The organism is Anaerotruncus colihominis (genome assembly GCF_010206195.1).
GTDB lineage: Bacteria > Bacillota > Clostridia > Oscillospirales > Ruminococcaceae > Anaerotruncus > Anaerotruncus colihominis_A.
The window spans coordinates 57378-71866 of sequence record NZ_VIQT01000014.1 but is presented as its reverse complement, the minus strand read 5'-3'; the positions used below and the strand labels follow the sequence as shown (position 1 = coordinate 71866).

At 54.3% G+C, this 14489-nt stretch carries 14 protein-coding genes; 6 read left to right on the top strand and 8 right to left on the bottom strand.

Features of this window, described 5'->3' with window-relative positions; genetic code table 11:
- Window positions 1–46 precede the first annotated feature (46 nt).
- The gene (gene glgA / locus FMM72_RS10650; protein WP_160209064.1) at window positions 47–1480 is read left to right on the top strand and encodes a glycogen synthase GlgA; all 1434 of its coding nucleotides are present in this window, start codon (window positions 47–49) and stop codon (window positions 1478–1480) included.
- A gap of 128 nt (window positions 1481–1608) precedes the next feature.
- On the opposite strand, the gene prmC is transcribed toward glgA, so the two are convergent.
- The 6 genes from prmC to FMM72_RS10620 form a co-directional block, all read right to left on the bottom strand.
- A complete protein-coding gene (gene prmC, locus FMM72_RS10645; protein WP_162221411.1) occupies window positions 1609–2451 on the bottom strand; it encodes a peptide chain release factor N(5)-glutamine methyltransferase in 843 nt (280 codons plus the stop codon).
- A 64-nt stretch (window positions 2452–2515) separates the two neighbouring features.
- Entirely contained in the window at window positions 2516–3460 is a 945-nt protein-coding gene (locus tag FMM72_RS10640; protein WP_160209062.1) for a DUF1385 domain-containing protein, read from the bottom strand.
- Window positions 3461–3535: 75 nt separating this feature from the next.
- Window positions 3536–4945, bottom strand: a complete 1410-nt coding sequence (locus tag FMM72_RS10635; protein ID WP_162221410.1) for a sensor histidine kinase — start codon at window positions 4943–4945, stop codon at window positions 3536–3538.
- Window positions 4946–4977: 32 nt separating this feature from the next.
- Window positions 4978–5682 (bottom strand): response regulator transcription factor, encoded by a 705-nt coding sequence (locus FMM72_RS10630; RefSeq protein WP_162221409.1) that lies wholly within the window; start codon window positions 5680–5682, stop codon window positions 4978–4980.
- Between the two features lie 33 nt (window positions 5683–5715).
- Window positions 5716–7182, bottom strand: coding sequence for a hypothetical protein (locus FMM72_RS10625; protein ID WP_160209060.1), 1467 nt, complete (start codon window positions 7180–7182; stop codon window positions 5716–5718).
- A 414-nt stretch (window positions 7183–7596) separates the two neighbouring features.
- Entirely contained in the window at window positions 7597–8304 is a 708-nt protein-coding gene (locus tag FMM72_RS10620) for a helix-turn-helix domain-containing protein (RefSeq protein WP_160209059.1), read from the bottom strand.
- Between the two features lie 176 nt (window positions 8305–8480).
- On the opposite strand from FMM72_RS10620, the gene FMM72_RS10615 reads away from it, so the two are divergent.
- From FMM72_RS10615 to FMM72_RS10605, 3 genes are all read left to right on the top strand, one after another.
- Window positions 8481–9101 (top strand): histidine phosphatase family protein, encoded by a 621-nt coding sequence (locus tag FMM72_RS10615; protein WP_162221408.1) that lies wholly within the window; start codon window positions 8481–8483, stop codon window positions 9099–9101.
- A 509-nt stretch (window positions 9102–9610) separates the two neighbouring features.
- Window positions 9611–10693, top strand: a complete 1083-nt coding sequence (gene leuB / locus FMM72_RS10610) for a 3-isopropylmalate dehydrogenase (protein WP_162221407.1) — start codon at window positions 9611–9613, stop codon at window positions 10691–10693.
- A 147-nt stretch (window positions 10694–10840) separates the two neighbouring features.
- Window positions 10841–11878, top strand: coding sequence for a DUF975 family protein (locus FMM72_RS10605; protein WP_162221406.1), 1038 nt, complete (start codon window positions 10841–10843; stop codon window positions 11876–11878).
- Window positions 11879–11984: 106 nt separating this feature from the next.
- Here FMM72_RS10605 and FMM72_RS10600 read toward each other — a convergent pair whose 3' ends face one another.
- Window positions 11985–12242, bottom strand: coding sequence for an AbrB/MazE/SpoVT family DNA-binding domain-containing protein (locus tag FMM72_RS10600; RefSeq protein ID WP_160210895.1), 258 nt, complete (start codon window positions 12240–12242; stop codon window positions 11985–11987).
- A 175-nt stretch (window positions 12243–12417) separates the two neighbouring features.
- Between FMM72_RS10600 and FMM72_RS10595 the strand changes: the two genes are divergently transcribed.
- A complete protein-coding gene (locus tag FMM72_RS10595) occupies window positions 12418–13005 on the top strand; it encodes a nucleoside recognition domain-containing protein (protein ID WP_201758602.1) in 588 nt (195 codons plus the stop codon).
- The gene (locus FMM72_RS10590) at window positions 13002–13520 is read left to right on the top strand and encodes a spore maturation protein (protein WP_160210897.1); all 519 of its coding nucleotides are present in this window, start codon (window positions 13002–13004) and stop codon (window positions 13518–13520) included. The genes FMM72_RS10595 and FMM72_RS10590 overlap by 4 nt, the downstream gene beginning before the upstream one ends.
- A 156-nt stretch (window positions 13521–13676) precedes the next feature.
- Here the strand turns inward: FMM72_RS10590 and FMM72_RS10585 are convergent, their stop codons facing one another.
- Window positions 13677–14366, bottom strand: a complete 690-nt coding sequence (locus tag FMM72_RS10585; protein ID WP_431603338.1) for a class I SAM-dependent methyltransferase — start codon at window positions 14364–14366, stop codon at window positions 13677–13679.
- Window positions 14367–14489 lie beyond the last annotated feature (123 nt).

The following is a 14489-nucleotide window of genomic DNA, read 5'->3' as shown; positions in this document are numbered from 1 at the left end:
GTGAAATTTTGACGGCCAAAAGCCGCTTTAGAGGGGGAATATTGAAATGAGAATCTTGTATGTTGCATCCGAGGCGACGCCCTTTATTGCAACCGGCGGCCTGGCCGATGTGGCGGGGTCCCTGCCGCGCGCGATCCGTGGCAAGCAGCACGCATGCCGTGTTGTGATCCCGCTGTACAGCGCTATCAAGCCTGAGCTGCGCCAGGAGATGAAATTTGTCTGTAATTTTTATGTGCCGCTCGGCTGGCGCAACCAGTATTGCGGCGTTTTTGAAGCGAGCTATGGCGGCGTTAAATATTATTTCCTCGACAATGAATACTATTTTAAACGCGATGGCGGCATCTATGGATTTTATGACGACGCGGAGCGCTTTGCGTTTTTCTCCAAGGCTGTCTGTGAGATGATCCAATATATAGACTTCGATCCTGAGATCATCCACTGTAACGACTGGCAGACCGCAATGACGCCCGTTTATCTCAATTTGTTCTACCGCAACATGGACAAATACAAGGGCATTAAGACGGTCTTTACCATCCATAACATCCAATATCAGGGGAAATATGGTATGGAAATCGCCTCCGATGTGCTCGGCCTTCCGTACTATGCCGCTCCGACCATGTTATATGATGGATGCTTGAATATGATGAAGGCCGCGATTGAAGTCTGTGACTATGTTTCAACCGTCAGCCCGACATATGCCAGGGAAATCACCGATCCATGGTTCTCACATGGGCTTGACCGTCTGTTGCGCGCCAACCAGCACAAGCTGATCGGAATTTTAAACGGCATTGACACAAACGGATATAACCCGGAGACGGACCGCGCGCTCTATGCAAACTTTACGGCAAAAACAATTGAACGAAAAACGATCAATAAAACACATCTGCAAAAGGATATGGGTCTGTGGGAGGACCCGGACAAGATGCTGATCGGGATCGTAACACGCTTTGTCGCGCACAAGGGCATCGATTTGATCCAGTATATCTATGAGGAGCTGATGAAGCGCGAGATTCAGATTGTCGCGCTTGGCTCGGGCGATTACATCTTTGAGAGCTTTTTCCAGGAGATGCAGGCGAAATATCCGGGAAAGACAGCGGTGCGCATCGGCTTTATCCCCGATCTCGCACGCAAGATCTATGCTGGCTCGGATGCATTTTTGATGCCGTCCAAGAGCGAGCCGTGCGGGCTTGCGCAGATGGTTTCGCTGCGTTATGGCACGCTGCCGATCGTCAGGGAGACGGGCGGGCTTAAGGATTCAATCACTGATATGGGTCTTGACTTGTCGGGCAACGGCTTTACCTTTAAGACCTATAATGCGCATGATATGCTCGGCGCGATCGATCGCGCGGCCGGACTTTATTACAACCGTCCGGCGTGGGCGCAGGCTGTTCAAAAGGCGATGAAAAGCGATTTCTCATGGGATCGTTCGGCGGATGATTACATCAATATGTACCGCCGTGTGCTTGGCCAGATTGGCTGAAACACTGTATAAGGAGCGAAAGCGCCCGGACCCGCAGAGGGTCCGGGCGCTTTTGGCGTGGGCGCGGCCGAAAAGCCGCGTTCACGCGGTATGCTTGCAGCCTGTTTTATTCCCATGTCTGAAAAGGCTCAGTCCTCTGGCCGCCGCGCATAGACGACGCGGCGGATGCCTGCCAGATCGCGCGCGGCCGCGCAGCTCTGATAACCGTTCTGTCGCAAAAGGTCAGCAACCGCGTCCGCCTGTGTATAGCCAACTTCAAAGGCGATATATCCGCCGGGACGGAGCAGAGGTAAACAGGCGCGCGGCAGCGCACGGTAAAAATCAAGCCCATCCTCTCCGCCGAGCAAGGCCATTTCCGGTTCCCGGCGGACCTGTGGGGAGAGTGTCTCCATTTCTGCGCGCGTAATATACGGCGGGTTGGAGACGATGAGATCGAGCGGCGGCAGGGGCGGCGGCGCGAATACGTCGCCACGGATCGCCTTGGTATTGCCCGGCGCGTTGCGCGCGAGATTGCGCACGAGGTATATAAAGGCTGCGTCGGAAAGTTCGACAGCATAAACATGCGCGTCCGGCCGCGCGTGCGCAATGGCGGCGGCTACACAGCCGCTGCCCGCGCACAGGTCGGCGACAGCCGGCGCGGCCGCTCCCTTCAAAAGACGGAGCGCCGTTTCAACGAGCGTCTCCGTGTCGGGCCGTGGGATCAGCACGCCCGGCCCAACCTCAAACGGCAGGCCGTAAAATTCCCACATACCAAGCAGGTATTGCAGCGGCTCGCCCGCCTTGTACCGGGCGACAAGCCCATGGAATGCCGCCAGCTTTGCGCTGTCGGCTTCGCGCGCGCCGTTGCTGGGCGCGCGGCGCGGGACGCCGAATATGTGTTCAAACAGGCAGGAAAGATCGAATGCCGTATCCTCGGACAAATCTGGTCCGAGGGAGGCGTATGCATTTTGATAGGCCATTTGCAATGTCATGGGGATATGTTCCTCCTGATAAAATGCGCCGTGGACCGGCTGGTCCGCGGCGCATTTAGCATGTTTAGTAGAGGTCGTCGGTTTCGTTTTCCGGAATACAGGGCTTCATCGCGGCGATGGCGACCTCAAGCTGTGTTAAATCCGGCTCAAAGGTCGTCAAACGCTGGAGCCACAGGCCCGGAGCGGAAATCACGCGTGTAACCGGATTGTCATGGCGTCCGGCAAAACGGATGATCTCATAAGAGATGCCGACGACGACCGGCAGGAGCAGCAGCTTAAGTCCGACCCGCATCCATACGCTGTCCCAGGTGAGCAGGGAAAAAACGAGGATGGAGACAACCAGAACGATCAGCAGAAAACTGGTGCCGCAGCGCGGGTGAAAGCGGATGTATTTTTTGGCGTTTTCCGGGGTCAGCTCGTCGCCGGCCTCATAACAGGCGATCGTCTTATGCTCCGCGCCGTGATATTCAAACACGCGATGGATATCTGACATGCGTGTGACCGCGAACAGATAAAGCACAAAAATAGCAATTTTAAGCACGCCTTCAATCAGCGTTAAAACAGCAGCGGACACGGCGGTTAAAGTACCGACATATTTGACGATTGCGGAGGGAAGGAGCATAAACAGACCCACTGCGATCAATACGGCGAAAATGGTAACAAGGATATTAAAAATCCACACGGCGCCCTTGCCCAGATGCTCGTCCACCCATTTGTCAAATTTGGACGGCTCCTCATCCTCGGCGAACCCGGACAGCTCCGCCGAACGCATCAGGCACTTGTAGCCCTGAAACAGCATAGAGATGAAATTGACGACACCGCGCACAATCGGCACCTTAGAGTACCATTTGCCGCCGCCGGTCGCCCAGGTTTCGACGGTGATGGAGCCGTCCTGCCTGCGGATCGCCATGGCGGAGGTGTGCGGCCCCTTCATCATGACGCCCTCAATCAATGCCTGTCCGCCGATCGAGGTTTTTTTAATTTCTTTTTTACAGGAATTTTCCGACAAATAATCAGCCCTTTCCGGCCTGTCATGCAGGGCCTTGTGTCTGCGTTCCATTATAACGTGTAAAATGTGAACAAATCAACCGTTGCCAAGCGGCAGATGAATTGTGACACGCGTGCCGACGTTTTCCTTCGAGGTGATATCGAGCGTACCGCCATGCAGCGAGACGATTTCGTCAACGACCGCAAGCCCGATACCTGAACCGCGCCGCGTGGAATTGGCTTTAAAAAACTTTTCCTTGATCTTGGGCAAATCCTCCTCGCGGATGCCGATACCCGTATCGGCGACTGAAATATCCACCTGCGATTCAGACACGGCCGCCCGGATCGTTACGGTATCGCCGCGGTCAGAGTATTTGAGCGCGTTGTCGATGATATTGACAAAGACCTGACGCAGCCGGTTGCGGTCGCCCATAAAGGAAGCAAACTGATCCGGCTCGTTGTAGATCAGGCGTTTGCCCTCGTGACGCGCGCGCTCCTCAAACATCAGCACAGCCTCGGACAACTCGGCGATCACATCCATGCGGTCCTTGACCAGCTTCATGCGGCCGCTCTGGATACGGCTGAAGTCGAGCAGCTCCTCGACCATGCCGGCCAGGCGCTCCGTCTCGCTTGTGATGACGCGCATCCCCTTGGCAAGCATCTCCGGATCGACATCGCCGCCCATATCGGCCAGCGTTTCGGCCCAGCCCTTGATGGCGGTCAGCGGCGTGCGCAGCTCATGGGAGACGGAGGAGATAAAATCGTTTTTCATGCGGTCGTTGGCGGACAGCTCCTCAGCCATATAGTTGATCGTGTCGCACAGTTCGCCGATTTCATCGTCGTTCTTCTTGGTCAGGCGGGCGTTAAAGTCGCCGTGCGCAATCTTGCGCGCCGTGACGCTGACCTCGCCGACCGGATTGACGATAGAGCCGATGAAATATGACCCGGAGAAGATGACAAAAAAGATGATGGCGATACAGACGAGCGTGATCACGAGGATGAACAGGATGATCTGGCGGTCGACCAGCTCGAGCGACACGGCAAAGCGCATGGCGGCAAGCTGTTGGTCGCCGACGCTTGGCGAAATCTTTGTGATCGCCATGATTTTTTCACCATCGATCGTACCGACGAATTTGCCAACGCCATCTGGGGAAAGCAGCGCCGTATCAAAGTCGGGCATGGAAAGGTCGCCGCCCGGCTCGAAACCGCTTGATGTAAACGACACCTTTTTATCAAGGCCCACGGCCATCAATTCCATGCGGTCGCGCGCCTGAAAATCCTCCACAAGCCCGCGCACCTGCTCGGAGTAGTTGGCGGAGCTGTCCTCGGCATAGGCGGCTAGCTGTGAGGCGACGACGTTCACCTGTGTGAGCACCATGGATTCGACACTGTTGTAATAAAACGTCTTGATACCGAATGAAAAGCCGACTTCAAGCGCGACAAGGATCACAAGGATCACGCCGAAGTTATTGACCATCCAGCGTTTGGTGATTTTTTTGACGGCCACACACGGCCCTCCTTCCGCCAGAAATCGTCAGCTTATTTCTGCACCCATTTGTAACCAAAGCCCCATACCGTCAAAAGAAATTCAGGCTTGGAGGGGGCGTCCTCCAGCTTCATGCGCAGACGGCGGATATTGACATCCACAATTTTGATGTCGCCGAAATATCCCTCGCCCCAGACCTTGTTGAGAATATCCTGCCGCCCGAGAGCTGTATTGGGATTGTTAAAGAAGTATTCAAGAATCTGGTACTCCACCTGTGTCAATTCGAGAACACGCCCGTTTTTCGAAACAGTCCGGCTTTTCATATTGAGCATAAACGGACCTGACTTCAGCTCGCTGGGAGCGGGCGCCTGCGCCTTTTCAGCGGCGACCGTGACACGGCGGTGCAGCGCGTCGACGCGCGCCACAAGCTCCGAAGGGGAGAACGGTTTCGTAACGTAATCATCCGCCCCGATCATCAGGCCGTTGACCTTATCCATTTCCTGGCTCTTGGCGGTCAACATGATGATACCGATGGAACTGTTTTTTTCACGGATGCGCCGGCATACCTCAAAGCCGTCCATACCGGGCATCATAACATCGAGCACAGCCACGTCAAAATGCGTGGGGTTACGTTCAAAAACCTGGATTGCTTCCTCGCCGGTGGGTACATCGACCACCTCATAGCCGGCGCGCTTGAGGTTGATGACCTCAAAATCGCGGATGACATCCTCATCTTCAACGACCAGTATGCGTTTCATAATCAAATCATTCCTTTCAAAGGCTTCAACCCCTCACAAAAGAGAAAACATCTCCTGAAGCTCATCCCACGTGACGGAGAGCGGTCGTGACGCCGCCGGCGGCACGTAACCGTAGTATTGGAACATACCGCGTGTCTGGCCGAATTTGCGGTAATTTTCAAGAAATTTATCCTGATAATCCTTCTGTGATACGACACGGATACGCGCCAGCTCGACGGAAAGATCATTGAGCGGATCCTCACCGCCATTATAGCCGATAAAACGCCATTCGTTGCTTTCCACCTGATTGACAATTGTGACTGCGCCGATCCATTTATCCGGGAACCGCACGCGATAACCGCCGCTGCGGTTGACCGCCGCCGCAAAGGCCCGCTCAAGCGTATCGCCCTTAAGATGGTTGTATTCAATCAGATAGAGCGTTTCGGCTTCATCCTCCTTCTCATAGCCAGGCAGGACAGACGCTGTGGGAATTTCTATAACGCGATCGCCATCCACATCTGTGCACAGCGGCGCGGCAGCTTCATTGTCGGAGCTTGCGGCACTGTAAGCCGTATTGACGCGGAACGTCTGTTCAAAAAGCGTCGGCGTTTTATAATCCGGTTCATAAATATCGCCGTCGTAGCTTTCCGCCGGCGCGGCCAGCGCGGCGGCTTCCGCTTCGGCCGCGCTGCTGATGACCGGCTCAAGCCGGTTGGATGGATTGCCTGTAAATACCTCCGTTGCAAGCATCCCGTTGGAAAGCACCTCGTCGATAAAGACGCCGCGCTTTGGCGAGGAGGCGCTGATGCGCCCAGCCGTAATGCCGGCGAACGTATCAATGCGATCCGAAAGCGCCATACGGTCTGAGATGACAAGATCGTTGCCGTCAAAGCAGACCATCTTGACCCAATAGGCGTCGCGCGCGCCGCTTACACTGCTGCCAATAAAAACAAGATCATCCCGCCCGTTTCCACTCAGGTCTCCGATCAGATAAGCGTCATATTCCATGCTGGAGCCGCCGCCCTTGAGTCCGTTGACAAGGACGCCGCCTTCATAGGTATAGATACTCAACTGCTTGTCGGAGCCGTCAAAAGCGCTCCAGCCAACGACAATATCGCTTGAACCGGATGCGGTCAGGTTGGCGAACGCAATAAATTCAACATCCTGTCCCGCGCCGGCCAGATCGCACGAAGCTTTCCAGACGCCGCCCTCGCGGTCAAGCAGGACAATGCGCGCCGTATCGTTGATATCGGGCTCATAAAAAGCGATCGATTCTTCCACCCCGTCACCATCGATGTCATGAAAAACAAATGCTGAACGGTATTCGCCGCTTTTGGGATATTTAAGCGTGTAGGTCTGCGTCAATACAGCGGCGGCGAGGGCTTCGTTGATGGCGCTCTGCTCCGGCGTCAGGCGCGGGGGGCGCATGAGATCGGCCGTTGACGAGCTGAAACCGGAACATCCGCTTAACACCCACAGGCAGGCGAGAAGCACCGCGAACAACCCTATTTTGTTTTGCATAAGCGGCCCTCCTTGCAAAGCCCCTGTCCCCTTTCAGCAGGGAAAATAAGTCACTCTAATTTTATAGCATTGACGCTGTGATGTCAACGTAAACCGTCCGCCGCTGGAGTCTGTTTGAGAACCAAAATTGTGCTGGGATTTCGCAAGGAGGGCGGCGATACAAGCGGAAAAACGAAGTCTGGCTGATGCCAGTCAAGGCTTTTTCATAAAGTAACAACGCCCTGTTTGTTAGAAATAGACAGTCGATAGAGGTTTTCAAACAGACTCCAGGCGCCAGTAAATATACAGCGCCCGCGCAAAGATTGCGCGGGCGCTGTATATATGGTACAATATTCATAGATGTAGCCAATTGCCCTGAAAAGCCATATGGCGTGGGCAGAGGAGGGCGCAGCAGCATCAAATTCCAACGGCCGCTTACTTCTTGGCGGGAGCGGGATAGGCGATGCGCGCTTCGGAATTCTGAATCAGGTTGAGCAGCGACGAAGCAAACAGCGGATAATCATGGGAAAGCGCCTCAGTCGTCACATAGAGCGGCTCGGTATTGGCGATGCGTTCCATACCTGCGGCCGGATCGCCCTTGGAAATGGAGGCGGCGTTTGCGCTGCTAATCTGCATAGCTGCGTCGGCATATTGCTGAGCCACGGTTTCAGGCACCGTAAACAGCGCGCTCTGGTTGCGCGGGTTGGCGCTGTACACAAGGCGGAACATCCGATAAACGGCCAGCATCAAAAACGATGAAACCTCATGAACAAGCGGCTTGCACGCGCTTTTTGCAAGCAGGTCAAACAGAATGTTCAGCGAGTTTGCGATCAGCTTTTTGTTGAGCACAGGGAGCACGCCCGATTTAAAGACGTTTTCCTTTCCAACGGAATCAGGCTCCGGGATATCCTCAACCGTCAGTTTGGAGCCGGTGCGGTCCGGCGAACGGCCAAGCATATAATCGCAGGAAACGCCGTAAAAATCGGCGCAACGGATTAAAAAGTCAAGGCCACATTCGCGGATTCCTTTTTCATAATGGGAGAGCAGCGCCTGCGAAATCCCAAGCTTGGACGCGGCGAGCTTTTGGCTGATCCCGCGTTCTTTGCGCAGCAACGTCAGGACTCGTGGAAAATCAGCGTTCATTTGTCAATTCCCCTCAAAAAAACCTTTTTGTCTATCTATCGTCAACAGGCTTTTTATGCCTGCTCAAAAGGCCTTTACGTATTGTAAATTATATAATACGCAAAACCTTTTGTAAAGGGACTGTGTCGAAAAATTCTGATATTTGTGAAATAAAGTCAAAAAGGGGCGAATATTTTATGTTAACATACAAAATCCACATCCTCCGGCATGGCCTGACACAGGCTAATTTAGAGGGGCGGTACATTGGCCGCAGCGATCCACCGCTTTGCGAGCAGGGCCGCGCGCAGATCAGGGAGTTGGTTGCCGAATGCGAATATCCGTCTGTACAGCACGTTTACACAAGTCCGCTGCTGCGCGCGCGCCAAACGGCGGAAATGATTTATCCTAGTCAGGAGCAGGAGGCGGTGGACAAGCTGCGGGAGCTTGACTTCGGCGATTTCGAGGGAAGGACAGCCGCGCAGCTCGAACATGATGAAGCGTTTCGCGCCTGGATTGCCGCTCCGCCGTCGGCGCGCACGCCAAACGGAGAAAGCGGCGCCGACCTGCTTGGCCGCGCAGTCGAGGCGCTGGCATATATTTTTGCACAAATGATGGAGCAGCGGATGACGGATGTCGCCGTTGTCACACATGGGACGTTGATTATGAACCTGCTGGCGGCCATGGGTTTACCGCAACGCGGCCTGCTGCGCTGGAATACACAGCCTGGTGCCGGCTATACGCTTTTGCTGACGCCGCAGATGTGGATGCGCGACCGCAAATTTGAGGTTTATGGGCAGATTCCCTTCAGGTGTATGTAATGCATACGCGGGGCGCTTGCCCGGCCGGCTATTCGGGGCTTTCCGGCGCTATAGCGCCGGGCGCGGACAAGCCGCGGCAGCGCCCCTCGGCGCGCCTCATGGGACAGGCGCAGCCTGTATAAACGCAGCGGCTGCTCCACTGTTTGCGGCGCAGCCGACTAAAGTTTTTTTGCCGAGGCTTTTTTTCAAAAAAGCCGGAGTGCAGCCTGTATAAACGCAGCGGCTGCCCCACTGTTCGCGGCGCAGCCGACTAAAGTTTTTTGCCGAGGCTTTTTTTCAAAAAAGCCGGAGTGCAGCCTGTATAAACGCAGCGGCTGCCCCGCTGTTCGCGGCGCAGCCGACTAAAGTTTTTTTGCCGAGGCTTTTTTTCAAAAAAGCCGGAGTGCAGCTTGTATAAACGCAGCGGCTGCCCCACTGTTCGCGGCGCAGCCGACTAAAGTTTTTTGCCAAGCTTTTTTTCAAAAAAGCGGGGCCTTTTTTCAAAAAGGCCGGAAAAGGAGACAGGCAAGATGGACATGAAAATTTGTGTGCTGGCCGGCGACGGGATCGGCCCGGAGATTACAGAACAAGCGGTGCGTGTGCTGGAAACAGTATGCACTGTAAAGAAAATCGGCCTTACGCGCATGAACGCGCTGATTGGCGGAGCTGCAATCGACGCGGCGGGCGTGCCGCTCCCGAACGAAACGCTTGCAAAGTGCCGCGCGGCCGACGCGGTGCTGCTTGGGGCGGTGGGCGGACCGAAATGGGACGCGCAGCCCGCCCGCCTTCGCCCGGAGAAGGGGCTCCTAGGGGTGCGCGCGGCGCTTGGGCTATATGCGAACCTGCGGCCTGTGTCAATATTCCCAGCGCTGCGCGACGCTTCGCCGCTGCGGGATGAAGCAATTGGACCGGACGTTAATATTATGGTGGTACGCGAATTGACGGGCGACGTATATTTCGGAGAACATACGCGCGGTGAACAAAATGGCGTTCTTTTTGGCCGTGATGTCATGTCCTATACCGTCCCGGAGGTAGAGCGCATTGCGCGCACCGCGTTCAGGCTTGCCGGCAGGCGGCGCGGACGCGTCGTATCCGTGGATAAGGCAAACGTGTTGGAAACCTCCCGCATATGGCGTGAAACAGTGACGCGTGTCGGCAGGGAGTTTCCAGATATTGCGCTTGAGCATATGTATGTCGACAATGCGGCGATGCAGCTTGTGCGCAATCCGTCGCAGTTCGATGTGATTGTGACTGGAAATCTGTTCGGAGATATCCTGTCCGATGAAGCGTCGATGCTCTCCGGCTCTATCGGGCTGCTGCCGTCTGCAAGCCTTGGGGATGGGGCGTTCGGCCTTTACGAGCCGATCCACGGCAGTGCGCCCGATATCGCCGGCAAGGGGCTTGCAAATCCGCTGGCGGCGATCCTGTCTGCGGCGATGCTGCTGCGGTATACCTTCAACTTACTGGAGGAAGCGTCCGCGGTTGAGCAGGCGGTGGAGCAGGCGCTTGAAACAGCGCGCACGCCGGATATCCAGTGCGACGGACTGCCGGTTTACACAACCGCGCAGATGGGCGGGCTGGTGGTTGAAAAGGTTTTGCAATTGCTTTCATAGCCGCCCAAAACCATTAGACATAAAAGCCGGGCGGTCCAATGGGATTGAACCGCCCAAATAACGGGAAAACTGTTTATATTGACGCAATTTACCGAATAGATCCCGGAAATGCCGCGCCTAACACGGCATGCCGGCAGGAGGTCGTTTATGGATTTTTTTAAGATGATGAAAACGAATGCGCGCCGGGCGCTGTCCGGGTTTTGGGGGCGTGCCATTTTGGCAATGCTGATCATGGCGCTGCCCACAATCCTGATCAATGTGTTGGAAAACGGGATGCGGCAGGTGGTCGGCGTTCCCGCTTTTGTCGATTACGCGATGACGCCTGGTAATGCGTTGGATGATATGGCAAACGTAGCGGTTGTATCTATCGTCATTTCGCTGCTGGTATATGCGCTGCTGTTCTTGATTGTCACTCCGCTTTCTCAAGGCGTGCTGGCCTGGTATTACCGCAGGACAGGCGGCGCCGATGACGGTTTGACCACCATCTTTTCCTATTTTGAACAGGCGTGCGTCTATTTTCGCTCCATCGGCTTGCATTTCATGATCGGGCTTAGAATGCTTTTTTGGGCGCTTCTGCTCTATTCACCGCTGTTTGCAATGGCGGCGATGTTTATTATTTCAGGCGGCGATCAGCCGCGCGCAGTCATCCTGTTTGCATTTCTGCTGTCTGTTGTGTGGCTGCTGATCGCAACCGTGCTTTTGACGATTGTGCAGCTTCGATATTTTCTCGCGCCGTATCTGCTGGCGGCGTATCCGGAACGCAGGATACGCGCATTGATTCGGGATGGGGTGCGTAAGGTCAACGGACATAAGGGGCGGCTGTTTCTGTTCGGTCTGTCGTTTATTGGCTGGTATCTGCCGCTTGTGGCGGTTTTGGGGCTTGTCGTTTTCCTGCCGTTTGCAAGCAATGTATTTATGACGCTGCAAATCCTGGGGATTATGATTCTGTTGTTGGTCCTTCAGCTTGGGTTGATGTTATTCGTGGGTCCTTATACGCGCGCGGCGCTTGCAATGTACGCACGGTATCTGATTGAACGAAGCGAACATGATGATATGGACAGCGGCGCGGACAACAGGACGCGTGAGTATAAGCCGGAAATCGATCACTATCTGGAAAGCCAGCGCACCAGGGAGTTATCCGGCGGCTCTGGCGACAGCTCAAATCCACATGACCCGCCGGTATAGACGGCGGGAGCGGACGGGCAACGAAAAAGCACAGGACAAAAATGTCCTGTGCTTTTTTGTTCAGGCCGATATTGCCTTACTTCCTCTTTCCCACACGATGGAAAACTCACTCTTTTTTGCTATTAGCGTCAAACAGATCTTTGATACACTCGGCACAGACATTCCTTCCTTTAAAGTTGACGACATTTGATGCACTGTTACAGAAAATGCATGCCGGTTCGTACTTCTTCAGGATGATATGGCTGCCATCAACATAAATTTCCAAAGAATCCTTTTCGTTGATGTCGAGCGTGCGCCTAAGCTCGATGGGAAGGACAATTCTGCCGAGCTCGTCGACCTTTCGGACGATGCCAGTTGATTTCATTGATCCACCTCCAATCTGACCTATTAGGCAAAAATGCCTTCATGTTACAATATATCTTAAATTTGCAGAAATGTAAACAAAATTGTAAAAAACTTGATGTTATTTGTCGAATTAAACGAAACATAATAAATCAATTTGTGAAATATACATAGAGTAATGACGGGAGGTGATGGTCATGATGAACTATATATTTGCAGGGATGATACTGTTTTCATTCGTATTTGCGGCTTTGACAGGTCGGATGGCCGAGCTTTCTGAAGCGGCTATGACACAGGCCGGGCAGGCAGTAACGCTGCTGTTGTCGCTGATGGGCATGATGTGTCTGTGGAACGGACTGATGCGTATTGCTCAGGCGTCCGGTCTGACCGGACGCCTGAGCCGGCTTCTTTCACCTGTTACAAGACGTTTGTTTCATGGACTTGACCCTGACGGAGAGGCGGTCAGCGCGGCGACCATGAATCTGGTCGCCAATTTTTTAGGACTTGGAAACGCAGCCACCCCGCTCGGAATCAAGGCGGTCTGCGCGATGGAGAAGGAACAGCGCGCCAATGGGCGCGCGACGGATGCAATGGCGATGTTTATTGTGCTCAATACCGCATCGGTCCAGTTGATCCCCGCTACGACGGCGATGCTACGCGTACAGGCGGGCGCGGCCGCGCCGCTTGATATTCTGCCGGCGACCTGGCTGGCTTCGGGCGTGTCGCTCGCAGCTGGGATTGCAGCCGCTATGCTGCTTGCACCGCTGTGGAGGAAAAAACGATGACGGCGTTTGGCGTATGGGCAATTCCAACGGCGGTTGTACTGATCGTTGGATATGGCCTGATAAAAGGCGTGCGTGTATTTGAGGTGTTTCTGGAGGGGGCCAAGGAGGGTTTGGAAATGTCCTGGCGCATCCTGCCGGCGCTTGTAGCGCTTGTGGTAGCGGTGGGAATGTTTAAAGCCAGCGGGGGACTGGATCTGCTGTCATTCGCATTGTCGCCTCTTGGGCGGCTTTTAGGGCTGCCGCGCGAGGTTATGCCGTTGGCGCTGATGCGTCCTGTATCAGGCAGCGGCGCGATGGTCGTTTTCACAGATCTGCTCAAGACATGCGGTCCCGACAGCACGATCGGGCGGATTGCCAGCGTTATGATGGGCGCCACGGAAACAACCTTTTACACAGTCGCGTTATACTATGGCGCGGCGCATGTCCGCGATACGCGCCACACAATCCCTGCGGCGCTTACCGCCGACATCACCGGTTTTTTCATGTCGGCGCTTGCTGTCAGGCTGCTGTTCTGACAGCACTCAATATACGCGGGCAATGAAACAATCCGGCGGCACGCGGCGGCATACTTTGGGAGAGACGGCATGCCCTGGGCTATGGGCGCCGGGACTTTGCGAAGTATGCCGCCGTGATTGGTTCCTGTACCTGATCACGACTGCCAGATGGGCTCATCAGGATACTTTTTTGACGCTTGCTTTGACCAACAGCATCATAGGGCGGCGCAATTCATCTGCAATCCCGGGAATATTCATCATTTCCTTGGGCGGCTTGGCCTCCTCGACCGCTTCAAGGACAAAACCATGACTTAATAATCCCATCAGGATCTGCGTGAGCGTATGATGTTGCTTTACCACGTCGCAGCCCAAAAAATGCGTCCTTCGCTCTCCGGGCATAAAGTAGTTGTCCACCGGCCAGTGGAGCGGCTTTCCACCGTCTGTGCAGACCCAATCCTGCCCGACGCCCGCAGTAAACACCGGATGCTCAATATTAAAGAGAAAGACTCCGCCGGGTTTCAGCGTCCCATATACGTTTTGAAAGACCCGCTCAAGGTTTTCAATATAATGCAAGGCCAGATTTGAAATGACAAAGTCCCATGCATTTTCCGGATACGCATAGTCGTTGATGGCACAGACACGATATTCGATTTCCGGCATCCTATTGCGTTTCTTGGCTTCTTCAATCATTTTCCGGCTTATGTCAATGCCCAGTACATGGGCCGCTCCCAGCTCCACAGAAAATTTACAATGCCATCCGTATCCGCACCCTAAATCAAGGACGCTTTTTCCATTCAGGCAGGGAAATAAAGGCTTTAATTGGCGCCATTCTCCGGCGGCGGACAGGCCCTCTTGGCTGCGGGGCATTTTGGCGTATTCATTAAAAAAGGTTTCGTTATCGTATTCGTTATACATGATACAATTTCCCCCGATTTATTTTTGCTCTTGCTCTCCTTCGATTTATTTTTGCTCTTGCTCTCCTTGGATTTT